The organism is Sphingomonas sp. OK281 (assembly GCF_900115295.1).
Taxonomy (GTDB): Bacteria; Pseudomonadota; Alphaproteobacteria; order Sphingomonadales; family Sphingomonadaceae; genus Sphingomonas.
The window spans coordinates 493,027-518,013 of sequence record NZ_FOVZ01000002.1; the positions used below are offsets into that span (position 1 = coordinate 493,027).

The following is a 24,987-nucleotide window of genomic DNA, read 5'->3' on the forward strand; positions in this document are numbered from 1 at the left end:
AGGATATCTGGCGGGCATTGCTCTCGCGACGATGTTGCCGATTTCGGCGCAGGCGCAAGCCTCCCCGGCAAACGCGCGACCCTGGAGCGACGCGTCGTTGTCGCCAGATGCGCGCGCTGCATTGGTGGTAAAGGCGATGACGCTCGACGAGAAAATCGCCATGCTCCACGGAACCTTCGGATCTTCGGTCCGCAAGGCGAACCCGGCGGACAAGCGGGTCGGCGCGGGGCATATCCCAGGCGTGGCGCGGCTCGGGATCACCGATCTGTACGAGACCGATGCCAGCCTCGGCATCGCCAATGGCGGCAGCATGCGCCCGGGCGACGTCGCCACCGCATTGCCGTCCAGTCTCGCGACCGCCGCCAGCTTCGATCCGGCGATCGCCTATGCCGGTGGCGCGATGATCGGTGCGGAAGCGCGGGCGAAGGGGTTCAACGTTTTGCTCGCGGGCGGAGTCAACCTGACCCGCGATCCGTGGAACGGCCGCAATTTCGAATATCTTGGCGAAGACGTGCTGCTGAGCGGCGTCCTGGCGGGCGAGAGCATCCGGGGCGTGCAATCGAACGGCATCGTCTCGACGATCAAGCATCTCGCGTTGAATTCGCAGGAAAGCGGGCGCTACGTCCTCGACGCGCGCATGTCCGAGGCGGCGTTACGGGAAAGTGACCTGCTCGCGTTCCAGATCGCGATCGAGCGCGGCCAGCCGGGATCGGTCATGTGTGGCTACAACAAGGTCAATGGCGACTGGGATTGCGAGAACGACCACCTGCTGAACCACGTTCTCAAGCGCGACTGGGCCTTCAAGGGCTGGGTGATGTCCGACTGGGGGGCGGTCCATTCGACGGTGAAAGCGGCCAATGCCGGGCTCGACCAGGAATCCGGCCAGGAACTGGACAAGGCGATCTATTTCGGTGCGCTGTTGAGGGCGGCGGTCGAAGCCGGGACGGTATCGCAGGCCCGGATCGACGACATGGTTGCCCGCATCCTGCGGACGATGTTCGCACAGGGTGTGATCGACACGCCGTCGCCTGCCGTGCCGCAACCGATCGACTACACCGCGCATGGCCTGATCGCGCAACAGGCCGCAGAAGCCGGTATCGTCTTGCTCAAGAACGATCGCGGCCTGTTGCCCGCCGCTAGGACCGCCAAGCGAATCGTCGTGATCGGCGGTCATGCCGATGTCGGCGTGCTGTCGGGTGGGGGGTCGTCGCAGGTCGCCGCGGTCGCGGGCACGCCGATCCGCATGCCGATGCCCAATGGTCCGCCGAACCTGGGTTTCATCAAGGTGACCTATCACGGTTCGTCGCCGCTGACTGCGATCGCGGCGCGTGTTCCCAAGGCGGAGATCGTGTATCTCGACGGCCAGGATGTAGCCGCTGCCGCCGATGCGGCCCGAACCGCCGACCTGGTGTTCGTGTTCGCGACGCAGTGGCGAACCGAGGCGGTCGACCTCGCGACGCTGGCGTTGCCGGACGGTCAGGATGCGTTGATCGAGGCGGTGGCGGCGGCCAACCCGAAGACGGCCGTCGTGCTCGAAACCGGTGGCGCGGTGTTGATGCCGTGGTTGCCACGGGTCGGTGCGGTGCTCGAAGCCTGGTATCCTGGCGAGCGCGGCGGCGAGGCGATTGCCCGCGTCCTGTTCGGTGAAGTCGACGCCACCGGGCGGCTGCCGCTGACTTTCCCGGCGAGCGACCGCCAGATGCCACGCCCCGACATTCCGGGGCTCGACAAGGTGAACGAGGCCGCGGCACGGCAGGCGAGCAAGCCACCGACCGTCGGCGCGACGACGATCGACATCAGCGGCGGAGTCGAATCCTTCCCGGTCGACTATGTCGAGGGCGCCGATGCCGGGTATCGCTGGTATCGCCGTACCGGGGCCAAGCCGTTGTTCCCGTTCGGATACGGCTTGTCCTATACGCGTTTCGCCTATTCGGGGCTGACGGTGACTGGCGGTACCGTACCGCGCGTCGTCTTCACCGTCACCAATAGCGGCACGCGCGCTGGATCGGACGTGCCACAGGTCTATGCGTCCGTCGCCGGGCGGGAGGGAGCACCGGTATCGCGCCTGATTGGCTTCGACCGCGTGACGCTGGCGCCGGGCGAGCGGCGGACCGTGTCGATCGCGATCGACCGTCGCCTTCTCGCCCAATACGACGTTTCGCGGCCAGGCTGGCACGTCCGCCGCGGGACGGTGCGGGTGTCCGTCGGTCGCGACGTGGAAACAGCGGTCATAACTAGCGACATGAACCTGGTTGAGGCATGGTTGAAGCCATAGGTCTGATCGGAGGGCCGAGTGGGGTCGGCTCACCCGAAGCGTGTTCCACCGTTTCGGAGTGACCCTCTGTCGGGTATCGTTTCCGCCTTTGATCATCGATGGAAGGGCCTCGCCCTTACATGCAAACGGCCGTTGCTAATCCGGCGATACCCAGTCTCCGGGGCTGAGCCATCGACGGCCTTCCAGATCGGCAATGGCGGAGACCATGACGGACAGGAATGTGACGATCGGTATCGTCGTACAGGCGACCTTTACCTGTATTTTGCGCGCCGATTTGCGCGGGCGACCTCCTCCGGCGCCTGACTCTTTGCTACTTTTCCGATGCCAGAATTAGCAGCGGTGAGGCGCGCTTTGCGGGTTCCGGCAGGTACAGCCTTGGGAATGCATCTAAATGGTCAGGCTAATTTCGTTGGATCGCCGCGCCGTCCGGAACTCAATCGATTGAGAGGTCTAGCAACTGAGCACCAAGCGTTTTGCCGTGCGCGTCGAGGGATAGGGATCTCGTCACTCCTCCGGCCAAAGCACCTTCGAGCACCAGGTTCAGGGCATGGAGCGTGGGAAGTTCGTATCGATGGAGCGTGCGAATCGACAGCCCAGCGAGATGCGCGCGCACGCGCTCCGGTGTGACGCACCGGACAAGGGTTTCATAATGCTCGGGCGCGTAGGCAATCACGGAAATTTGCGAGATGTCGCCTTTGTCACCGGTGCGCAGGTGCGCGATGTCGCGGAGCAGCACGTCAGGCGACCTCATATTGGACGGCCGATCGAATCATCGTTCGCGGCACCAGAGTCGAGGCGACCGCAATGACCTCGCGGACGCTTCTGGTCGCGCCACCGCCGCCGAACGGGCCGTTGGTGTAGAGAGCCTCAACCTCTGCGCCGATCCGCCGCGCGTCGGCATGGCTTTGCGTACGTCCGGCGACGCGGACCCGGACTTCGCGTATCGACTCCCGATCCGCCGATAGGGTGCGATCGACCGCGTCGATGCCGATCAGTTCGGTACGAAGTTCGCGTATCGGTACGCCGATGATCGCCAGCCGTTCGCGAACGATCTCCAATGCCAGTTGCCCACGCGCCGCGGCCCCCATGCCGGCATAGGATATCTGACCCTCGCCGATGAACCCGTCCTTATAGCCGATCGAGACCTTGAGCGTTTCGGGGCGCGCCCCACCCGTGCCGCCGGTCACTGCGATGCGATCCGAGCCGACCTCACGAAAGACGACATTGCGGAAATCGGCGACCGCATCGGGTTGAAGATAAGCCCCCGGATCGAGAATCTCGTACAACAGCTGTTCCTTGCACGCGGCGATCGACAGCCGTCCGCCCGATCCGTCGACCTTGCTCAGGATCGCCGATCCGTCCGCGGAGACCTCGGCGATCGGAAAGCCCAGGCGAGCGAGGCCAGGGACCTCCTTGATGCCGGGATCGGCAAAGTAGCCGCCGGTTAGCTGCCCTGCGCATTCGAGGAGGTGGCCAACCAGCGTGCCTCGCCCGAGCAACGTCCACTCGTCGGCATGCCAGCCAAAATGATGGACGAGCGGACCGAGGAACAACGCTGGATCGCTGACGCGGCCCGTGATGACGACGTCGGCGCCGCCATCTAGCGCCTCGACTATACCCGCCGCGCCGAGATAGGCGTTGGCCGACACGATCGCGTCGCCCAGATCCGCACTGGTGCCGTCGCGGTCGATCAGCGGCCAGCGCTGGCTGTTGACGATATCGAGGACGTCGTCGCCCATCACGGCAGCGATCTTCAGCCCGTCGAGACCCATCTCGCGTGCGATCCGGGCCACGCAGCGGGCGGCTGCGACGGGGTTGGCGGCGCCCATGTTGGTGACGATCCGCACGCCGCGCGCACGCGCTGGCGCAAGTACGGCGCGCATCCGGTCTTCGAGCAAGGGATCGTATCCCGCCTCGGGGTCGGCCTGCCGTGCGGCTTGTGCAATTGCGATCGTGCGTTCGGCAAGGCATTCGAACACCAGGAAATCGAGCGCGCCATGTTTCGCGAGCTCGATCGCCGGTTCGATCCGGTCGCCCGAATATCCGGCCCCCGCACCGATCCTCAACGGAGGGAAATCGCCCGAACCGGCGTCCTGGAGGAAAACGTCGTTCGTCATAGGGGAAATAGTCCAAGGATAACCGCCGCGAGCGTCATGATCACCGAGGCCGCGAACAGCCAAGGGATCGAGAACCGCTGATGCGCGCCGAGTTCGATGCCGCTCAACCCGGCGACTAGGAAGGTGGCCGGGGTGAGGGGGCTTACGGGGAAGCCAGTGGTCATCTGACCGAGCAGGGCAGCCTGTGCGACCTTGACCGAGGGCACGCCGAAATGGCCCGCGACTTCGGCTATGACGGGTAGTACGCCCATGTAGAAACTATCGGGATCGAACACGAGGCTGAGTGGCATCGCCAGCAGGCCGAGAAAAACGGGAATGTGGGTGCCCACTCCGTCCGGGACATGGGATACCGACGCGACCGCAAGCGCGCGGATCATGCCCGAACCCGACATGATTCCCGTGAACGCGCCGGCCGCGAACAGGATCGACGCCATCAACAGTGCCGCGTGCGCGTGGGCATCGATCCGACTGCGCTGTTCGCCAGCCGAGGGATAGTTAATGACGAGCGCGAGTGCGGTCCCGGCCATGAACGCGACGGCAGGCTCGATCGCGCCACTCACCATGACGCCGACGACGACCAGCGTAAGCGCTGCGTTGATGGGATAAAGTCGCGGTCGACGCAGCGCCAGTACCGCTTCGCTCTCCTCGATCACGGGCGGTATGGGGAGACCGGACAGGGTATTTCCGGTCAAACCCAGGCGGCGCTCTTCGCGCTTGCCGAGCCACCATGATGCTGTGAAGACGAAGACGAGACCGATCACCTGGATCCAGATCATTGGGGTGAAGATCGTGGAGACGGACAGGTTCAGCGCAGCGCCTGCGCGTAACGTCGGCCCGGTCCAGGGAAGGAAGTTCACGCCCGCCGCCATGGAGGCGGTGCATGCGAGCACGCGGCGATCCATCCCCAGGCGATCATACAGCGGCCGAAGGGCCGGTATGGTAATCAGGAAACACACCGCGCCCGAACCGTCGAGATGGATGATGAGCGCCAAGGCAGCCGTGCCCAGCGTAATCCGCGAGGGGCGCTCGCCGACCAGCTTCAGGATGCGCGAGACGATCGGCGCGAGCAGGCCAGCGTCCGTCATGATGCCGAAGAACAGGATTGCGAAGACGAACATTCCGGCAACCGGTGCGATCTTGGTCAGGCCGGCGAGAATGTATTCGGGAATGTGAGGGGCAAGACCGGCGACAATTGCGCCGACAATCGGGATCAGGATCAGTGCCGCGAGCGGCGAGACCCGATTCGACAGGATCGACGCCAACAACGCTAGGAGCGTCATTCCGCCAACTAGCGCCAACATTGCGGCCTCCCCCGTGTTATTTTTATCATGGTGGCGATACCATGCGGCTTCGGTATCGATGCAACAATTAGAAATGTTCGATAGATCGATAACCAATTTGAATTGGGGTTTTAGGCGCCGATGCCGGCACGCGGCCAATGCTCGAGGAAATGTTCGAGGAATGCCGATGCGGCGGGCGGTAACGTGCGATCGGCAAGCCACGCCAAGCCGATCGTCCGGCTGATCGCGGGCGATGTCAGAGGGTGTGCCGCAAGCGTGTCGTGTCCGAGCATGGCAAGCGTCGACCGTGGCAGAGCGCTGATCCCGAGCCCTGCTGCCAGTAACCCGCCCATCGTCGCCAGTTGCGTGCACTCGTAAAGCGGTTTCACGCTGACCGCGGCCATGATGAAGGCGGTGTCCGTCAAGGCGCGTACGCTGCTGCGCGCCGCCATTGCGATGAACGGGTTGTCGGCAAAGATCGACCAGTCTGCCGGGCCGGACAGATCGACCGGATGTCCGGCCCGACAGACCAGGACATAATCGTCTTCAATCAACGGCTCGAACCGGAAGGCATCTTCGTCCGGCGGCGTCGTGATCGCGAGATCGATCTGGCGATCCTGCATCTCCTGATACAGCGTACCCGACAGATGATCGTGGAGGATGATTTCGACCAAGGGATAGACGGTGTGGAAATGCGCGATCATGCGAGGCAGCGCCCCCGCAGCGACCGACGGCAACGCCCCCACCACGACGCGACCGCGCTCGCCGGCGAAATTCTGACGAAGTGAAATGAACGCGTGATCGAAATCCGCAGTCAGCCGCTCCACGATCGGCAGTAGCGTCTCGCCTGCTGTCGTCAGCGTGACATTGCGGGAGTTGCGATCGAACAGGCGGACGTCGAGCATTTCCTCGAGCAGTCGAATCGTCCTGCTGAGCGCGGGTTGCGATACATTCGTCATGCGCGCTGTTTCGCTGAAGCTGAGATTATGGGCGACCTGCATGAATAGTCGCAGGCTCGACATGCTCGGAGATCTGGACATGCTGGCCTCTCATCAATGCGTCGCTTGAACCGAGCAATCAGAAATCTGGATTGATCGATCGGCAATCTCTATTTCTTAAATCATCGCGCGGCTTCGATAAGGGCGCAAGCGAGAAAAAACGGGAGAGGCATATGACGAGAACGATCTGGCGGAATGGGGTTGGCGTAGCAGCGCTCATGTTGAGCGTACCCGTGGCAGCGCAGACGCCCCCTGCACGGGCATGGATGGACGCAAGCCGCACGCCGGATGAGCGCGCCATGCTGATCCTCGCGCAAATGACGCTCGACGAGAAGATCGCGATGGTGAACGGCACGTTCGGCTCCGCGCTCAAGAAGACCAACCCGGACGAAAAGCGGATCGGCGCGGGGCATGTGCCGGGCGTTCCGCGGCTTGGCATTCCCGATCTGTACGAAAGCGATGCGAGCTTGGGCGTCGCGAATGGCGGCGAGATGCGCAAGGGCGACGTCGCGACGGCGCTGCCCGGCAGCCTGTTGACCGCGTCCACGTTCGATCCGGCGATCGCCGAGGCCGGCGGGCGGATGATCGGCGGCGAATCCCGCGCGAAGGGTTTCAACGTGCTGCTGGCGGGCGGCGCCAACCTGATCCGCGATCCGTGGAATGGCCGCAATTTCGAATATCTGAGCGAGGACGTGCTGCTGACCGGCGTCATGGCAGGCGCGGCGATCAGGGGCATCCAGTCGAACGGCATCGTCTCGACGATCAAGCATTACGCGCTGAACGCACAGGAAAGCGGCCGTAACGTGCTCGACGCGACGATGGCTGAAGCGCCGATGCGCGAGAGCGACCTGCTGGCGTTCGAGATGGCGATCGAGGCGGGCAAACCCGGTTCGGTAATGTGCGGCTACAACCAAGTGAACGGGCATTATGCCTGCGAGAACGACTTCCTGTTGAATACCGTCCTCAAAAAGGATTGGGGCTTTACCGGCTGGGTCATGTCGGATTGGGGCGCTGTGCATTCGACGGTCAAGGCCGCAACTGCAGGGCTCGACCAGGAATCGGGCCAGGAGCTCGACAAGCAGATCTTTTTCGGTGCGCCGCTGAAGGCCGCGATCACCGCGGGCACCGTGCCGCCTGCGCGGCTCGACGATATGGTCCGACGTATCCTGCGGACGATGATCGTGCACGACCTGCTGGACCGGCCGACTCCCGCGGTGCCGCAGCCGATCGATTACGCCGCCAACGCCAAGATCGCGCAGGCGACTGCCGAGGCCGGGATCGTGCTGTTGAAGAACGAGCGCGACCTGTTGCCGCTCGCCGCCACCGCGAAGAAGATCGTGGTGATCGGCGGTCATGCCGATGTCGGAGTGCTGTCGGGCGGTGGATCGTCGCAGGTCCGCTCGGTTGGCGGTGTGCCGCTCGAACTGCCGATGCCCGGCGGCGGACCGTTGAGCGGATTTATCCGCGTCACCTATCACGCGTCGTCGCCACTTGCGGCGATCAAGGCGCGCCTGCCGCAGGCGCAGGTAACCTATGTCGACGGGACCGACGTGAAGGCCGCTGCCGCCGCGGCGCGCGCGGCCGACATCGCGATCGTGTTCGGCGAGCAGTGGCGGACCGAGGCGCAGGACGTTGACACGCTGGACCTGCCGGGAACGCAGAACGCGCTGATCGATGCGGTTGCTGCGGCCAATGCGAAGACCGTCGTGGTGCTGGAAACCGGTGGTCCCGTGACGATGCCATGGGCGCCCCGCGTCGGTGCGATTCTCGAGGCATGGTATCCCGGCCAAAGGGGCGGCGAGGCGATTGCTTCGATCTTGGTCGGCGACGTGAACCCGTCGGGTCGCTTGCCCGTCACCTTTCCCGCCAGCACCGGACAGGCGCCGCGGCCGGCGATTCCCGGCCTGGCGCTTGTTAAGGCCGCTGAGGTGCGCAATGCGGCCAAGCCGAAGACCGCCACGCTCGATCTCAGCACGGTCGACCTGACCGGTGGCGTGCCGTCGTTCCCGGTCGAATATCCCGAAGGCGCGGACGTCGGCTATCGCTGGTATCAGCGCCAGGGCACGACACCGGCATACGCGTTCGGCCACGGACTGTCCTACACCCGGTTCGCGTACCGCGGCCTGAAGGTCGATGGCGGGGTCATTCGCTTCTCGGTCACCAACACCGGCGCGCGCGCGGGTGCCGATGTGCCGCAGGTCTATGCCGCGCCGGTAGGGCAGATGCGCCGCCTCGTCGGGTTCCAGCGTGTAATGTTGCAACCCGGCGAGACCCGCCAAGTCAGTGTCACCGTCGATCCTCGGCTGATCGCGCGCTACGATACAGAACGATCCGGCTGGTCGGTGCCGGCAGGGGCGGTGGCGATCACCGTCGGTCGGCAGGCAGGCGAGGCGACCTTGTCGGGGACGATGCAGGTAACCGCGCAGGCGATCAGGCCATGAGCGGCGGCCGCCGTTCATCGGGATGCTGATCGGCGGCCAATTTCCGTAGCCGGATTGCCCGTCCAACTGGCGACCACGGATTGCAGGACAATCCGTCCGTCCACAGCAGGAGCGGATCGATCCCAACGACCGACGGCAAGGCGCTTGCCGGCCTCGATTGGAGTGACCGGGTCGACTCGTATGACGACTGGCGGTTGTTGGCCGACTACCGCCCCAACGATCTGGTCCGGGCCGGCTTCGCTGCCGGCCCGGGCGTTCGACTTACTGTGGGGCCGCCGCCTGGATGGCATCGAGATGTGGTTTCAGCGGGTCGACGACGTTTTCGGCACTTCCTTCCGCATCGAGGACCTGAACATTGTCCCTCGCGGTGTCGAACGCAGACCATTTCGGTAGGCCTGCACCGTTCGGATCGCCCTTGCGGATGAAATTCACGGCATAGGCGTTGGCGAGTTTTCCGGCCTTGGCGTCTTCGGCGGTCAGTGCCGCGCCGTATTTCACTGCGACGGTGTCGAAGAAATACGGGATGTCGGTGGCGTGCGGCGCACCGGCCCAGTCCTTGCGCATCGATGCCGCGACATAGCCGAACCGGTACAGGAATGCCGGTTGACCCACGCGCTGGGTTTGCTGCGCTACGAACCGCGCAGGCTCGACCATCAGGCGATCGCGCGCAACTTGCGGGCCGACCTCCGACAAGGCGGCCGTACCGCCGGGATCATAGGCCGCGCGAACCGCGGCGGCCTGCGAGCCGAACGCGGCGAACAGCGCATCCTTCGATTTTTCCGAAAAGAACCCGATATCCGCGCTGGTCGATCCGACCATCATCGGGATCCTCATCGCCGTGCCTGCTCGCATCGCGCCATCGGTGGTACCCACCACGATCCGGCCATCGACGATCGGCCCACCGACATAGGTCGGCTTGTCGACCGGACCGCGGTTCGCGAGGTTGATGTCGCCGCGCACCCGCTCTGCCGGTAACGCACGCAGCGCCGCTAGCGCCTTCGCATCGGTGCCGGCGATGCCGACGCTCTGCGCGAAGTTCATGCCCATCTCTTCGGCCGACACCTCGCCCGGCCGGGTCGCGTGCAGCGCCACGCCGCCGACCAGTTTGCGGCCACCGCCCGACATCGAGATCGCCTGTTGGAACAAGCCCTTCGCCATCGGCGACGCCATCAGGTTCAACACCGAAGAGCCGCCCGCGGACTCGCCCATCACCGTCACCTTGGCAGGATCGCCGCCGAACTTGGCGATGTTGGCCTGCACCCATTTCAGCGCGGCAATCTGATCGAGCAGTCCGTAATTGCCGAGCGGTCCCTCATTGGCGCCGCTGAGCGCGGGATGCGCGAAGAACCCGAACCGACCAAGTCGATAGTTGAAGCTGACGAACACGACGTCCTGCCGCGCGAACGCCGCACCGTCATAGACCGCGGGCGACGACCCGCCGTTGACGAACCCGCCGCCATAGATCCAGACGACGACCGGCCGTGCCTTGGCGTGCGCCGCGGGACGCCAGATATTCAGGACCAGACAATCCTCCGCCGGGGTCGCACCAAGCGGTGCCGCGTCGCTGGGGAACGGCAGCTGCATGCAGTCATGGCCGAACGCGGTTGCGGCCCGAACCCCCGACCAGGGCCGTACCGGTTGCGGCGCACGCCAGCGGAGCGGCCCCACCGGCGGTGCGGCGAAAGGAATGCCCTTGAACGCGATGACCGCCTTATCTTCGATGCCGGTGACCGACCCGCCGGCGATCGTGATCGGCGGCGTCGGCCGCTGCGCCGCTGCGTCGACAGCGGCAATCATCGCGATCAGCGACGTCGTGATGGATATGATCGAAGCCGTCCGCACCATTGTCTCTCCCGATTATCTTTGACCGCAAGAGATGCCCCGGCTTCGCGCGCCCGGCAATGCGAGTTTCCTGATCGCATCATGCCGAAATGTGATCGATTGGGGCCGATTGTGGCGCCTTTCACCGACAGGCGAGGAACCTTCCAGTGAAGCATTATCCGTTCGCATACTGCATGCTGGACTATCCGGATATTATATCGATCGATCACGGATTTGTATTTTACTGATAGCCTTGCGCGTGTGAACACGATGGCAGGTCGAGGTGATGTGGCGTGATGACGCTGCACAGACGACACTATTCAACGACGAGCGGGATGCAAAGTCCACGCCGATCAGGAGGGGATAACGATGAGCAAGCTGTTGTTGGTATGTGGGGTTTCCGCGATCGCTTTCCTTGCGCCGCCGGTAGCAGCCCAACAACTCGGGCCGCCGTCGACGCTTCCGGACCAGAGCGTGCAGCAGGCCGGTGCCGCCCCGGCCTCTGCGACCCCGGCGGAATCGAACAGCGCATTGCAGGCGACAGAGGGCGATATTGTTGTCACCGCCAACCGAAACGAATCGCTCGCCTCCAAGACACCGATCGCGCTCACCGCGATCAGCGGTACGGCGCTGTTGTCAGCGGGCATCACGAACCCGACCACGCTCGGCGAGCAGGTGCCGAACCTTTCGATCGATCGCGGCAATGGCCTGCAGATCACGATCCGCGGCATCACGAGCACCGACGGCACCGAAAAGGGCGATCCGTCCGCCGCATTCATGACCAACGGCATTTATATCGCGCGCCCGCAAACGCAGGAGGTGAGCTTCTACGACATCGCCCGCGTCGAGGTGCTACGGGGTCCGCAGGGTACGTTGTTCGGCCGCAACACCACCGCTGGTCTGATCAACGTCATCACCAACCATCCCGTCAATCGCTTCGAGGCTTCGCTCGACGCGAGCTATGGCAATTACGACAGCCGCCTGCTGACGGGCATGATCAACGTGCCGCTCTCGGATTCCATCGCCGTCCGCGCAGCGTTCAACTACGACCGCCGCGACAGCTTCCTCGAGTCCGGGCCACGCGTCCGTACCGATCTCAGTCCGTTCCGCGACAACGTGTCTGGACGGCTGTCGGCGTCGTGGTCGAGCGGGCCGGCCAAGCTGCTGATCGTAGGCGATTATTCGCATGTGGGCGGACAGACGCTGAACACTGTTCTCGCGAGCAATTTCTTCACCGGATACAACACGGTCGGCGTCGATCCGGTCTACAATCCCGTCTCGGGCAATACGGCCCAGCGCACCGTCGTCTCACCCTATACGACCAAGCTTGGCCGCGATAACGACATCTACGGCGTGCTGGCCGATTTCAGCTACGACTTTGGCGGAGTGACGCTCAACTATCTCGGTTCCTACAGGAAGTTCGAACGGCGCGAAGACCTGAGCGTGACGCCGGGTACCGGCCTAACCGTCTATCCGTCGCGCGACGATGCCGCGTACCAGCAGAACAGCCAGGAACTGCGTCTGTCGACCGACGTCGGACCGCTCTCGATCCAGGCGGGTGGCTATTATTTCCACGAGACCGGCTTCCAGAATTACTACATCTTCGGCCTGCTCAACGCCACGCCGGGCGCTCCCGGCTACGTCTTCGGCTTCCCGCAGCGTCACGTGAAATCGGAATCGCTTGCCGGCTTCGGCCAGGCGACGCTGAAGCTGACCGACAGGTTTCGCGTGACTGGCGGCGTCCGCTATTCGCACGACGAGAAGGCGCGGATCGGCGCGACCGTCATCTGCGGATCGGTCGCCTGCACCGGCGTGGGGGATTCGAGCACGGTCAACAATGCGGCGAGGACGTTTTCGAAGGTCACCTATCGCGGTGGCGTCGACTACGACCTGAATTCACGCAGCCTGCTCTACGCGGTCGTCTCGACCGGCTACAAGGCGGGTGGGTTCAACGATGGTTGCCAGGCGGGAACGGGCACCGGCTGTACGCTGAGCGAAACCGCGCTCTATTATAATCCGGAGACGATCACGTCGTACGAGGGCGGCATCAAGACGCATCTGGCGGGCAACGTGCTGCGCGTGAACCTGTCGGGCTTCCATTACGACTTCGCGGGCATCCAGCTGAGCCAGCTCTCCACGATCTGCGGCGGCCCGTGCCAGGTAACCACCAATGCCGGCCAGGCGAAAGTCGACGGCGTCGAGCTCGAAACGGTCGTGAACCCAGGTCCGAACACGCGCTTCGACGCATCGGCCTCGTGGTTGAACGCGCGCTACACGAACTTCTTCCCGACACCGACCGTCAGCTTTGCCGGCAGGAAGCTCGACCGGTCGCCCGAATGGACGGTGACAGCGGGGATCACGCAGACCGTTCCGCTGGCGGGCGGCGGTAACATCCAAGCGTCGGCACGCACCCGCCTCAGCGACAGCTACTATTTGTCGGCTCTGGGTACGCTCAACCAGTTCCGCCAGCCCAGCTTCACCAAGACCGACCTGTCGCTCACCTACAACGCACCGGGCGAGCGCTGGTATCTTCAAGGCTTCGTGCGCAACGTGGAAAACAGCATCGTGGTATCGGGGGCATCGTCGGGCACGTATAGTGGCGTTTCGTTGCAGGACCCACGCACCTATGGCGTGCGGACGGGCTTCCGGTTCTAAACGCGCTATATCGACCAGTCGCCGCCGCCGAAGGCGTGCCGTCCCGGCGGCGGCTGTGACTGCGCGGCGGCTTCGGCGATCACCGAGCACGCCTTCCAAGCCTAGCTTTTTGCCTACGCTGCGTCCTGTGCAGCATCGTGCCTCGGCTACGAACTCTGGCTGCTGATCGGCGCACCTTCGGACCTTCCCTGCGGTAGAGTTGCGGTGTCTTCTTGCAGTTGATCGTTATGCCGGCTCGCCGCTGTGTGTCCGCGCTCAAGAGGTCGCGCACGGTGTTCCGTGCCGTCGGCACATATGCGCCACCACTGGCCCAGCCTCAGCTTCCCTCGGAACGCCGACGCCCTGTCGTGCCGGTTGTCGTCCCGCGTTACGCGCCGGCCGAATACCTTCCCTTCCCGTTTGGGAAGGGGCGAACCTACTGAAAAAATGGTGCTGCCGGTGAGGATTGAACTCACGACCTCAGCCTTACCAAGGATGCGCTCTACCACTGAGCTACGGCAGCACTCGCTGGCATCGCTGCCGGCGGAGTGGGGCTAAGAGACGAGGGCGGGATGATTGTCAAGGCACCGCGCCGCAATGTAGGGCATATTTATGGATGATCGGGATCGAAAGGCGGCGGAGAAGGCCGAGCGCATGGCCGCCGCGCTGCGCGAGAACCTGCGGCGGCGGAAGGCGCAGGCGCGTGCCGTGGGGGCTGCGCCTGCGGTGAAGGACGAGCCTTCTCGTTGAGCGCCCTTAAGACAATGGTGCGCATTTGGCGGTGAGCCAGGCGCGATCTTCCGCGTCGGTCATTTCGGGAGCTAGAACCTCAAGCACCCGTGCGTGATAGTCGTCGACCCAGTGGCGTTCTTCCGCGGTCAGCAACGCCGGCTCGATCAGCGTGCGTTCGATCGGGCAGAAGGTGAGCGTCTCGAAGCCCAGCATCTCGCGGTCGGCGCCGGGGATGGCGCGCGGTTCGATCAGGATCAGGTTCTCGATGCGGATGCCGTATTCGCCTGCCTTGTAGTAGCCGGGCTCATTGGAGAGCATCATGCCGGCACGCAGGGGCTCCATCGCCGCGCCGCCGGGATAGTTCGGCGATGCGATGCGCTGCGGGCCTTCGTGGACTGCGAGATAGGCGCCGATGCCGTGGCCGGTGCCGTGCGCGAAATCGAGGCCGGCCTCCCACAGCGGACGGCGGGCGAAGGCGTCGATCTGGCCGCCCATCGTGCCGTCGGGGAAGACGGCGGTGGCGATGCCGATATGGCCCTTCAGGACGCGCGTGAAGCGGTCGCGCATCTCTTCGGTGGGTTCGCCGATCGGCATGACGCGCGTCACGTCGGTGGTGCCGTCCGCATATTGGCCGCCGGAGTCGATCAGGTAGAGCTGGCCGGGTTCGATCGGCGCGCTCGATTCCTCGGTGACGTGGTAGTGCGGGATCGCGCCGTGCGGGCCGGTGGCGGAAATCGTGTCGAACGAGGTGTCCTTGAGGACGCCGGTCTGTTCGCGGAAGGCGAGGAGCTTGGCGGCGGCGCTGAGTTCGGTTTGCTCCCCCTTTACGCATTCGGTTTCTACCCAGCGGAGGAAGCGCGCGAGTGCGGCGCCGTCTCGGGCGGAGGCGGCGCGGTGGCCGTTTATCTCGACGGGGTTCTTGATTGCCTTGGCGAGGACGACGGGGTCGCGCAGCGGCAGTATCTTTGCGCCGCCGGCCTGGAGCGCTTGCGTGATTGCGGCGACCGCGCGTTCGGGGTCGGCGGCGACGCGCTTGCCGGCATAGGTGGCGAGGGCGGCGGCGAAGGCGGTGCGGTCGTGGAGGCGGACCGCGTTGCCGAGATGCTGACGGACTGCGTCGTCGAGCTTATCGGGGGCGACGAACAGGTCGGTCGTGCCGTCGGCGCCGACGATCGCATAGGATAGCGCTACGGGGGTGTGGTCGACGTCGCCGCCACGGACGTTGAGCGCCCAGGCGATCGAATCGAGTGCGGTTAGAACGACCGCGTCCGCGTTCTGCTCGGAGAGCCAGTCGGCAATGCGCGCGCGCTTTTCAGCAGAGGAGGCGCCGGTGAACTGGTCGGGCTGGACGGTCAGCTTGGCGGGGGAGGGGGCGGGGCGGTCGGTCCAGATCGCGTCGATGGGGTTGGTGTCGACCGCTACCAGCGTCGCGCTGCGTTCCGCGAGGGCTGTGGTGGCTTCCGCGACCCAGGTGCCGGTGTGGAGCCACGGGTCGTAGCCGATGCGGCCGCCTTCGGGGGCGTGCTTGGCGAGCCAGGCGGCGGGGCTGGTCTGGGGGACGGGTTCGTACGCCCAGTGCGCGCCGTCGACCTGTTCGCGGACCTGGATCGTGTAGCGACCGTCGGTGAAGATCGCGGCGCGGTCGGCGAGGACGACGGCTGTGCCGGCCGAGCCGCCGAAGCCGGTGAGCCAGGCGAGGCGCTGTGCGTAGCCGCCGACATATTCGCTCATGTGTTCGTCGGTGAGCGGGATGACGAAACCATCGAGATTATCGGTGTTTAGCTGGGCGCGGAGGGCGGCGAGGCGGTCGGCTAAGCGGGCGGTCGGGATCATCGGTTCGGTCTCTCGTCAAAAGTGAAGTATAGAGAGTGCAGACGCTGGCGAGGTTTCAATACTTGCATCCGGTGGGCGTTGCGGACGGGTGCGACGGCATCGGTATGGGCGTGGATCGGCGGTCATGGTTCATGCCGAGCGTTGTGACAGAAAGCAGATGTGTAGGACAGCGGGGGAGGGAATGCGCTTGCAGCGTTGGCGGTACTTTCGACCATTTTCCCGAGGTAGGACGTGGCTGGTTGGAGCGGCGATGGCTGAGGACCGCGATTCGTTACGGTGACCCTTCCAACTGGGCCCCGGCCTCCGCCGGGGTGGTGTTCTTAGCGGCTATCGCGCGTTCCTGCTCCTTGTTCTCCCGCGAAGTCGGGAGCCCAGACTGGGTCCCCGCCTTCGCGGGGAAACAGGGTTAGGGGCGCCACCGAAGTTTTGTACCACCCCGGCGGAGGCCGGGGCCCAATTGGGGGACGATGGTAACGAGGGATTGCGCGCAGTTACTGCGACCTTTCCAATTGGGCCCCGGCCTTCGCCGGGGTGGTGGGGTGGGGTGGGCGGTCTTTATCGATCGCTCCCCAACGCCGCAGCGTTTGGCTTCCTCCCCCCGCACGGCTAACACCGCTGCATGACCACGCCCCCCATCGCCGAACAGCGCCCGCACAGCTTCACCACGCATGGCGTGAAGATCGAGGATCCGTATGCGTGGCTGAAGGACCCGAACTATCCGGAGGTCGATGACGCCGACGTGCTCGCGTATCTCGCTGCCGAGAATGCGTATTTCGAAGCGCAGATGGCGCCGCACGAAGCGCTCACCGACACGATCTACGAAGAGATGAAGGCGCGCATCAAGGAGGATGAATCCTCGGTGCCGCAGAAGGATGGCGACTGGCTCTACTGGACTGCGTACGAGACTGGCGGGCAGTATAAGAAATGGTGGCGCAAGCCTGTGGCCGGCGGTGGCGACGAGCTGCTGCTCGACGAGCCGGCGCTGGCGGAGGGGCATGAGTATTTCCGGCTCGGCGCGTTCTCGATCAGCAATGACGGGCGCTATCTCGCTTATGCGATCGACGACAATGGGAGCGAGCGGTTCGAGGTTCGGGTCAAGGACCTGGATACCGGCGAGCACCTGCCCGATGTGATCCCGGGGATGCTCAGCGAGATCGTCTGGACCGCGGACGATGCGGGCTTTTTGTACGGGCTGGCGAACGAGCAGTGGCGGACGGACAATGCGCGGTTCCACCGGTTGGGGACGCCGATCTCCGAGGACGTCGTGCTGTTCCACGAGGAGGACGAGGGCTTTCGCGTCGGCGTCGGGGAGACGAGTTCGCGCAAGTGGATCGTGATTGCGACCAGCGATCATGTGACGAGCGAGCTGTATCTGCTGCCTGCGCACGAGCCTCTGGCGGTGCCGATCCTCGTTTCGGCGCGGAAGGTGGGCCGCGAATATGATGTAGACGAGCATGACGGGACGCTGTTCATCCATACCAACGACGTCGATCCGAATTTCCGGCTGTGCACCGCGCTGGTCGAGGAGCCGGATGCGTGGAGCGAGCTGATTCCGGCGTCGCCGCATTTCTATATGACCGGCGTGGAGTGCTATCAGGACTTCTTCGTCGTCGATGGGCGCGAGGACGGTCTCGATCAGATCGCGATCCACCGGTACGAGACGCCGACCGAGGGCAAGCGGATCGACTTCCCCGAGGCGAGCTATGTCGCCGGGCTGGGGGATAATCCCGAGTACGACATGACGGTGCTGCGGCTCGGGTATGAGTCGATGGTCACGCCGGGGACGGTGTACGACTATGACGTCGATACCGGTGAGCGGACGATGCTCAAGGTGCAGGAGATCCCGAGCGGCTACGATGCGGCGAAATACGCGACCGAGCGGCTCAAGATTACCGCGCGGGACGGGACGGAGATTCCGGTTTCGATCGTGTATCCGGCGGGGTTCGTGCGCGACGGGTCTGCGCCGTTGTTCCTCTATGCGTATGGCGCGTACGGCTATGCGATCCCGCCGGGCTTCTCGACCGGGCGGATGAGCCTGCTCGATCGCGGGTTCGCCTATGCGATCGCGCATATCCGCGGCGGCGACGATCTGGGCCAGCAATGGTATCTGGATGGCAAGCTGGAGAAGCGCGCGAACACGTTCAACGATTTCGTTGATGTGGCGAAGGCGCTGGTCGACGCGCAGTGGACGTCGGCGGGGAAGATCGCGATCGCCGGGCGGTCTGCTGGCGGCGAGCTGATGGGGGCGGTGGTCAATTCGGATCCCGAGCTGTGGGGTGCGGTGATCGCGGATGTGCCGTTCGTCGACGTGCTGAACACGATGCTGGACGAGAGCTTGCCGCTGACGCCGGGCGAATGGCCCGAATGGGGTAATCCGATCGAGGACGAGGCTGCGTTCGCGCTGATCCGGTCGTATTCGCCGTACGACAACGTGAAGGCGCAGGCTTATCCGCCGATGTTCATCAGCGGCGGGCTGAACGATCCGCGCGTGACCTATTGGGAGCCGGCGAAGTGGGCGGCTAAGCTTCGGTTGATGAAGACCGACGACAATGTGCTGCTGCTCAAGACCAACATGGGCGCGGGACATGGCGGCAAGTCGGGGCGGTTCGAATCGCTGCGTGAGGGCGCGGAGGAGCATGCGTTCGTGCTGTGGCAGCTGGGCGTCGCGGGGTGAGCCGGTTCACGCTCTCGATCACGGCGCAGGACGCGGATATCGACGAGCTTGGGCATGTGAACAATGCGGTCTGGGTGCAGTGGATCCAGGCCATCGCGACCGCGCATTGGGAGGCGGTGGCGCCGGCTGAGCACAAGCTGGCGTATGTGTGGGTCGTGACGCGGCATGAGATTGATTACCGCGGGAGTGTTGTCTCGGGGGAAACGGTCGTTGGTGAGACGTGGGTCGAGGGGGCGCCGAAGGGGGCTCGGTTCGATCGGCATGTTCGGTTTGTCGGGGATGATGGGCGGGTTAAGCTGGAGGCGGTTACGACCTGGGCTTTGCTGGATCGGGCGACCGGGCGGTTGATGCGGGTGCGCGAGGATGTGGCTGCGCCGTTTTACTCCTAGTCCCTCTCCCCTGCGGGGAGAGGGAGGGAGCGACGTAGTCGCGGAAGGGTGAGGGGTGTTGGGAGTTGGCGTTCTTAGCCTCACGCCCCTCTCCCTTCCCACCGCAAGCGCGGCGGGCCCCTTCCCTCTCCCCGGAGGGGCGAGGGAGTTTTTAGCCGCTGTTTCTTAGGGCGGTGGCGATGGCGTTGATGGAGAGGAGGATGCCTTCGCCGATGCGGGGGTCGTCCTCGCCTGCTCGGCGGCGTTTTATCAGTTCGATCTGGAGGAGGTTTAGCGGCTCGATATAGGGGAGGCGGAGGCGGATCGAGGCGTCTAGGGCGGGGTGCTTTTCGAGTAAGCGGGACTGGCCGGTGACTTGCAGAAGCCCATCATGCGTCTGGTGCCAGCCGTCGCGGATCGTGGTGAAGATTTCGCGGAGCTTGTCGTCTTCCACGAGCCCGGCATAGCGTTCGGCGATGCCGATGTCGGACTTGGCGAGCACCATCTCCAGGTTCGCCAGCGCGGAGGCGAAGAGCGGCCAGCCCTGCGCCATGTCCTTCAGCAGCGCCTTGTCCTCGAAATCGGCGATCGCACGGCCTACCCCGTACCAGCCGGGGAGCATGACGCGCGCCTGCGCCCAGCTGAACACCCAGGGGATCGCGCGGAGGTCTTCGATGCGGTCGGACTTGGTGCGGCTGGCGGGGCGGCTGCCGATCTTGAGGCCGGCGATCTCGGCGATCGGCGTCATCTGGCGGAAGAAGGTGCGGAAGCCCTCCGTACCGTAAACCAGGTCGCGGTAGCTGTGGAACGCGGTGTCGCTGAGCGTGTCCATTGCGGCCGAGAAGCTCGCGTTGTCGGCGTTCGACAGGCGTTCGGGTTCTAGGCTGGCGAGTAGCGTGGCCGACGCGATCGCTTCGAGATTGGTCATCGCGGCGTCGCGCGTGCCGTATTTCGCGGCGATCACCTCGCCCTGCTCGGTGATGCGGATGCGGCCCTGGACGGTGCCCGAGGGCTGCGCGCGGATTGCGCGGAACGCCGAGCCGCCGCCGCGCCCGACTGCGCCGCCGCGACCGTGGAACAGCTGCATGCCGACGCCGGCGGCTGCGAAGACAGGTTTGAGCGCGGTCGAGGCTTTCGAGAGCTGCCAGGTGGAGGTGAGGTAGCCGCCGTCCTTGTTGCTGTCGGAATAGCCGATCATCACTTCCTGATGGCCGCGTGCCTTGGAGATGGTGGCGATCTCGGAGAGTGCGAACCAGGCGGTCATGACGGCGGGGGCGGCCTCGAGATCGCCGATCGTCTCGAACAGCGGGACCGCCATGATCGCTGCCGTCGGCGTGTCGCCGGGGCGGTAGAGGCCGACTTCCTTGAGCAGGAGGTTCACTTCGAGCAGGTCGCTGACCGACTGCGCCATCGAGACGATGTAGTTGGTGATGCAGGCGGGGCCGTACGCGGCGTGCGCGTCGGCGGCGGCCTGGACGATCGCGAGCTCGCCGGCGGTTTCCTCCGAATATTCGGCGAAGCGCGAGGTAAGGGGGCGGGCGTTGGCGAGTTCGCGGCGGAGCAGCGCGACGCGGGCGTCTTCGTCGAGCGTGAGGTAATCGTCCTCGACCCCGGCGACCTTGAGCAGTTCGGCGACGACGCGTTCGTGGACGGCGCTGTTCTGGCGGAGGTCCAAGGTGGCGAGGTGGAAGCCGAACGTCTCGACCGCGCGGATCAGCCGGCCGAGCGCGCCGCCGGTCTTGAGCGCGATGCCGAGGCCGTGCGCGAGCGTAACGAGGTCGGCGCGGAAGTCGGCGGGGTTGGCGTAGGGCTCGCCGACGAGGCGGCCGGGGCGGGGGGCGTGCTTGCCGGTGAGCGCATCGTGCGTCGCGGACAGGCGGGCGTAGATGCCGGAGAGCGCGCGACGATAGGGCTCGTCGCTGCGGCTGGCGGCATCGTCGCCGCTGGCATCGGCAAGCGCCTGCACCGCGGCATCGGCGGGGGCGTGTTCGGTCGAGATCGAGAGTTCCGCGCCGAGCGCGTGCACCGCGTCGCAGTAGTAGCCGAGTACGGCCTCGCTCGCCTTCGACAGCGCGGTCTTGAGCGAGTCGGCGGTGACGTACGGGTTGCCGTCCCGGTCGCCGCCGATCCAGCTGCCGGGGCGCAAGAAACTGGGCGTGCGTTCGCCGAGTGCGCGGTCCCACCGCTGGTAGAGCGCGGGGAGCGCGGGGAGGAACACGTCGCGCAGGTAGCTGAGCGCGGTGTCGACCTCATCGGTGACGTATAGCCGATCGCGGCGCAGGACGCGCGTCTGCCAGAGCAAAGCGATCTGGCGGAGGATCGCGTCGTCGACGCTGTCGCCGTCGGGCGTGGTGTCGCGGCCGAGATCGCGCAGGCCCATCAGCTCGGCGATGCGGTTGCGGTGGTCGATCATGCTTTTCCGCCGCACCTCGGTCGGGTGCGCGGTGAGCACGGGGGCGATCAGCGCGTGGTCGAGCAGCGTGCGGATCTGGGTGCGGTCGATGCCTTCGGATTCGAGCTGGGCGATCGCGGAGGCGAGATCGGCGCCGTCTTCCGCGGCGATGCCCTGGCGGTCCTCGGCGAGGTTGGCGAGCATCGAGAACAGCATGAAGCCGCGGACGAAATCGAGCGTTTCGTCGAGGCTGAGCTTCTCGAGGCTGAGATCGACTGCGCGATCGTCGCCGGGCTTGCCTTCGGAGGCGTCGCGGTGGCGCTCGACCGACGCCTTGCGGATCGTCTCGGTAGCTTCGAACAGGCGCTCGCCGCCATAGGCGCGGATGACGTCGCCGAGCAGTTTGCCGAGGAAGCGGATGTCGGAATTGTTCGCGATTGCGGGAAGGCTTGCCATGATTCCCTGCTGCGCTGCGGCAGGGATCAGGTCAACTACGAACACCACACGACACGCTTAAATAGTCGCTTACTTAGAGCTTTACGCGACATATTGTTGCGGAGATCAGCGCTTACGCGACTCCGCGCGCTCTTCCGAGGTAACCGTGCCGTCGTGGTTCAGGTCCATCCTGTCGAACCAGGCGAGCGTGCCTTCGCTCCACTCGATCGCGGTGATGACGCCGTCCTTGTTGCGATCGAACGCCTTGATGCGCGTGTTGGGCGAGGGGAGTTCGTCCTTGGTGACCCGATCGTCGCCGTTGCGGTCGAGCGTGCGGAAGCGGCGTTCCATGCTGGCGCCGAAATCGAGCCGCGAGGTTACCGAGGGCGGCACGAAGCCGACCGCGTTGGCGTCGGCCTGCGCGCGTTGCGCGTCCTTGTCGCCGCACGCGGACACCAGAATTCCCGTCGCGGCGAGCGCCGCTACCAGTTTCACCTGCATAGTATCTCCCGTCGTATCGATGCCGTCAGGCCTCGAGTTCGATGTCCCAGTACAGCCAGTCGTGCCACGTGTCGTGCAGGTAGTTGGGCGGGAAGCTGCGGCCGTGTTCTTGCAGATGCCAGTTGGTCGGGCGGATCGCCTCAATATGGAGGGGCATCGCCGCCTGTTTGGGCGTGCGCCCGCCCTTTTTGAGGTTGCAGGGCGAGCAGGCGGTGACGACGTTCTCCCACGTGGTACGACCGCCTTGCGCGCGCGGCACGACATGGTCGAAGGTGAGATCGCGCAGCTTGCCGCAATATTGGCAGGTGAACTTGTCGCGCAGGAACAGGTTGAAGCGGGTGAAGGCGGGAAATTGCGACGGTCGGACGAACTGCTTGAGCGCGATCACCGAGGGCAGCTTCAGCGCGAAATTGGCGCTGCGCACTTCGCGTTCATAGGTGGCGACGATGTCGACGCGGTCGAGGAACACCGCCTTGACCGCGGTTTGCCACGGCCAGACACTGAGCGGATAGTAGGAAAGCGGCGTATAATCGGCATTGAGCACGAGCGCCGGACAACCATCCGGATGACGCATCAGATCGGGGTGAAACACGGCTCCTCCCACTCAGGCTTCGCAGAGCGCCCTATGGACGACAGCGATGACACCGCCATGACAGCACGCCGCGTGGCGGTCGGTCAAGCATGCTGAGCGACGGACCGGTCGTAACGCGGTTCGCACCGAGCCCGACGGGGCGGTTGCATCTGGGCCACGCGGTGTCCGCGATCCGCGCGCACGATTACGCGCGGGAGCGGGGCGGGCGGTTCCTGCTGCGGATCGAGGATATCGATGGGACGCGGAGCCGGCCTGAATTCGTGGCGGGGATTTTGGAGGATCTGGCGTGGCTTGGGTTGCGGTGGGACTCGCTGGTGTTCCAGTCGGAACGGCTGGCTACGTATGATGTTGCGCTGGAGGCGTTGAAGGCGCGCGGGCTGGTTTACCCCTGTTTCTGTACGCGGGCGGAGATTGCGGCGAGCGCGTCGGCGCCGCAGGGGGATGTCGGGCCGGTCTATCCGGGGATCTGTCGGGGCCAGAGCGCGGACGAGGTCGCTGCGCGGGGGGATGTGGCGCATTGCTGGCGGCTCGACATGGCGAAGGCTGTGGCGATTACGGGCGTGCTTGCGTGGGAGGATGCGATTGCCGGGACGGTTGTCGCCGATCCGCTGGCGCAGGGGGATGTCGTGCTGGCGCGGAAGGATGCGCCGGCGAGCTATCATCTCGCGGTGACTCTGGACGATGCGGCGCAAGGCGTGACGGACGTGGTGCGCGGGGTGGACCTGTTTGCGGCGACGGACGTGCACCGGGTGTTGCAGGCTTTGCTGGGGTTGCCGGTGCCGGCGTATCATCATCATCCGCTGGTGGTGGATGCGGCGGGGCGGCGGTTGGCTAAGCGGGATGGGGCGGTGTCGCTGGCGGAGATGCGGGCGGCGGGGGAGGATGGGGTGGCGTTGGCGGCTCGGGTACGGAGTGGGGGATGATGGCGATCGGCTAGCGGGGGCACGGTGAGCGCATGACCGGATTGGTGCCAATATCCTTCGAACACGGTGCGGTCGCCAACACAGCGCAGCCTGCAATTCCTTGTTCTCCCGCGAAGGCGGGAGCCCAGTCTGGGTCCCCGCCTTCGCGGGGAAACAAGGAGGAAGCGCGGTGTCCTACCAGTACCACCACCCCGGCGGAGGCCGGGGCCCAATTGGGGGACAGTTATGATGAGGCTTATCGCTTCGTAACCTTGGCTTTCCCAATTGGGCCCCGGCCTTCGCCGGGGTGGTGTTCTAATTGGCGCGCTAAAGCTCGATCCCCAACCTCGGCGCAGCCCACGTCATCGCCGCATACAGCGCGATCGTCAGCACGCACCCCGCCACCAGCGACACCCAGAACGGTGCACCATGCCGAAGCATCGCCGGGATCAGCAGAAACATCGGCAGTGACGGCAGCACGTACCAGAAGGTCGCGCCGGCATGCGCCGCCATCGTCCGCGGGTCGGGCTTGTCGCGCCAGAGCCAGATCATGCCGAGCACCGACACCAGCGGCAGCGACGCCACGAGTGCGCCAAAGCCGGGGTAGCGTTTGGCGATCTCCGACGCGGCGGCGATAAGAATGCCGGAAATCACGGCTTTCAGCGTCAAGTATAACATGCAGCATTTGCACGCATCACGAAGGGTTCCGCAACACTGCTACGGCCATTGCTAGCAGCATCCGGTGCGCTTACATTCCTTTCATGAACACATTCCTCGTCATCCTCCTGATCGCGGCGATGATCGCGACCGTCGTGGCCCTGGTGCGGGGCGTCGTGTCGTTCCTGCAGGAGGGCACGGCGCAGGTCCGTGATGGCAACGGGCCGAGCGCGGCATCGCTTAAGTCGAATCGGATGATGCAGCAGCGGATCTTCTTCCAGGCGCTAGCGATCCTGATCGTGGTGGTGATACTGTTCGCGGCAGGGCGGAACTAG

The 24,987-nt window shown here is 65.0% G+C and carries 18 protein-coding genes and 1 tRNA gene; 8 read left to right on the forward strand and 11 right to left on the reverse strand.

Going from position 1 to position 24,987, the window contains the following annotated elements; all coding sequences use genetic code 11:
- The first annotated feature begins 31 nt into the window (after positions 1–31).
- Positions 32–2,275 (forward strand): beta-glucosidase family protein, encoded by a 2,244-nt coding sequence (locus tag BM244_RS08475; protein WP_093399045.1) that lies wholly within the window; start codon positions 32–34, stop codon positions 2,273–2,275.
- Positions 2,276–2,708: 433 nt separating this feature from the next.
- On the opposite strand, the gene BM244_RS08480 is transcribed toward BM244_RS08475, so the two are convergent.
- The 4 genes from BM244_RS08480 to BM244_RS08495 form a co-directional block, all read right to left on the reverse strand.
- Positions 2,709–3,011, reverse strand: a complete 303-nt coding sequence (locus BM244_RS08480) for an AtuA-related protein (protein WP_093399046.1) — start codon at positions 3,009–3,011, stop codon at positions 2,709–2,711.
- 1 nt (position 3,012) lies between these two features.
- Entirely contained in the window at positions 3,013–4,392 is a 1,380-nt protein-coding gene (locus tag BM244_RS08485; RefSeq protein WP_093398518.1) for an acyclic terpene utilization AtuA family protein, read from the reverse strand.
- Positions 4,389–5,693, reverse strand: coding sequence for a CitMHS family transporter (locus BM244_RS08490; protein ID WP_093398519.1), 1,305 nt, complete (start codon positions 5,691–5,693; stop codon positions 4,389–4,391). The genes BM244_RS08485 and BM244_RS08490 overlap by 4 nt, the downstream gene beginning before the upstream one ends.
- A gap of 110 nt (positions 5,694–5,803) precedes the next feature.
- Entirely contained in the window at positions 5,804–6,712 is a 909-nt protein-coding gene (locus BM244_RS08495) for a LysR family transcriptional regulator (protein ID WP_093398520.1), read from the reverse strand.
- Positions 6,713–6,843: 131 nt separating this feature from the next.
- Here BM244_RS08495 and BM244_RS08500 point away from each other — a divergent pair, with 131 nt between their 5' ends.
- Entirely contained in the window at positions 6,844–9,111 is a 2,268-nt protein-coding gene (locus BM244_RS08500) for a beta-glucosidase family protein (protein WP_093398521.1), read from the forward strand.
- Positions 9,112–9,372: 261 nt separating this feature from the next.
- Here the strand turns inward: BM244_RS08500 and BM244_RS08505 are convergent, their stop codons facing one another.
- Positions 9,373–10,956, reverse strand: coding sequence for a carboxylesterase/lipase family protein (locus BM244_RS08505; RefSeq protein ID WP_217649106.1), 1,584 nt, complete (start codon positions 10,954–10,956; stop codon positions 9,373–9,375).
- Between the two features lie 345 nt (positions 10,957–11,301).
- Between BM244_RS08505 and BM244_RS08510 the strand changes: the two genes are divergently transcribed.
- On the forward strand, positions 11,302–13,587 hold the full coding sequence (locus BM244_RS08510) for a TonB-dependent receptor (RefSeq protein WP_093398522.1): 2,286 nt from the start codon (positions 11,302–11,304) through the stop codon (positions 13,585–13,587).
- Between the two features lie 427 nt (positions 13,588–14,014).
- Here the strand turns inward: BM244_RS08510 and BM244_RS08515 are convergent.
- Positions 14,015–14,089: transfer RNA gene (locus tag BM244_RS08515), tRNA-Thr, on the reverse strand.
- Between the two features lie 89 nt (positions 14,090–14,178).
- On the opposite strand from BM244_RS08515, the gene BM244_RS23060 reads away from it, so the two are divergent.
- Complete coding sequence (locus tag BM244_RS23060; protein ID WP_175518134.1) at positions 14,179–14,316, forward strand: hypothetical protein; 138 nt, start codon at positions 14,179–14,181, stop codon at positions 14,314–14,316.
- Between the two features lie 6 nt (positions 14,317–14,322).
- On the opposite strand, the gene BM244_RS08520 is transcribed toward BM244_RS23060, so the two are convergent.
- A complete protein-coding gene (locus BM244_RS08520; protein WP_093398523.1) occupies positions 14,323–16,131 on the reverse strand; it encodes an aminopeptidase P family protein in 1,809 nt (602 codons plus the stop codon).
- A 619-nt stretch (positions 16,132–16,750) separates the two neighbouring features.
- Here BM244_RS08520 and BM244_RS08525 point away from each other — a divergent pair.
- Together BM244_RS08525 and BM244_RS08530 are read left to right on the forward strand one after the other, a co-directional pair.
- Entirely contained in the window at positions 16,751–18,805 is a 2,055-nt protein-coding gene (locus tag BM244_RS08525) for a S9 family peptidase (protein WP_093398524.1), read from the forward strand.
- On the forward strand, positions 18,802–19,194 hold the full coding sequence (locus tag BM244_RS08530; protein WP_093398525.1) for an acyl-CoA thioesterase: 393 nt from the start codon (positions 18,802–18,804) through the stop codon (positions 19,192–19,194). Before BM244_RS08525 ends, BM244_RS08530 begins: the two co-directional genes overlap by 4 nt.
- Positions 19,195–19,345: 151 nt before the next feature.
- Here the strand turns inward: BM244_RS08530 and ppc are convergent, their stop codons facing one another.
- The 3 genes from ppc to BM244_RS08545 all read right to left on the reverse strand — a co-directional run bounded on the left by ppc (position 19,346) and on the right by BM244_RS08545 (position 23,093).
- A complete protein-coding gene (gene ppc, locus BM244_RS08535) occupies positions 19,346–22,021 on the reverse strand; it encodes a phosphoenolpyruvate carboxylase (protein WP_093398526.1) in 2,676 nt (891 codons plus the stop codon).
- A gap of 105 nt (positions 22,022–22,126) precedes the next feature.
- On the reverse strand, positions 22,127–22,501 hold the full coding sequence (locus BM244_RS08540) for an EF-hand domain-containing protein (protein WP_093398527.1): 375 nt from the start codon (positions 22,499–22,501) through the stop codon (positions 22,127–22,129).
- Positions 22,502–22,526: 25 nt separating this feature from the next.
- Positions 22,527–23,093 carry an HNH endonuclease gene (locus tag BM244_RS08545; protein ID WP_056052248.1) on the reverse strand — a complete coding sequence of 189 codons (567 nt, stop codon included), beginning with the start codon at positions 23,091–23,093 and terminating at the stop codon, positions 22,527–22,529.
- 89 nt (positions 23,094–23,182) lie between these two features.
- Between BM244_RS08545 and gluQRS the strand changes: the two genes are divergently transcribed.
- The gene (gluQRS, locus tag BM244_RS08550; protein ID WP_093398528.1) at positions 23,183–24,016 is read left to right on the forward strand and encodes a tRNA glutamyl-Q(34) synthetase GluQRS; all 834 of its coding nucleotides are present in this window, start codon (positions 23,183–23,185) and stop codon (positions 24,014–24,016) included.
- A gap of 306 nt (positions 24,017–24,322) precedes the next feature.
- Here gluQRS and BM244_RS08555 read toward each other — a convergent pair whose 3' ends face one another.
- Complete coding sequence (locus BM244_RS08555; RefSeq protein WP_093398529.1) at positions 24,323–24,673, reverse strand: DUF3147 family protein; 351 nt, start codon at positions 24,671–24,673, stop codon at positions 24,323–24,325.
- A gap of 83 nt (positions 24,674–24,756) precedes the next feature.
- Here BM244_RS08555 and BM244_RS08560 point away from each other — a divergent pair, with 83 nt between their 5' ends.
- Positions 24,757–24,987 (forward strand): twin transmembrane helix small protein, encoded by a 231-nt coding sequence (locus BM244_RS08560; protein ID WP_056052241.1) that lies wholly within the window; start codon positions 24,757–24,759, stop codon positions 24,985–24,987.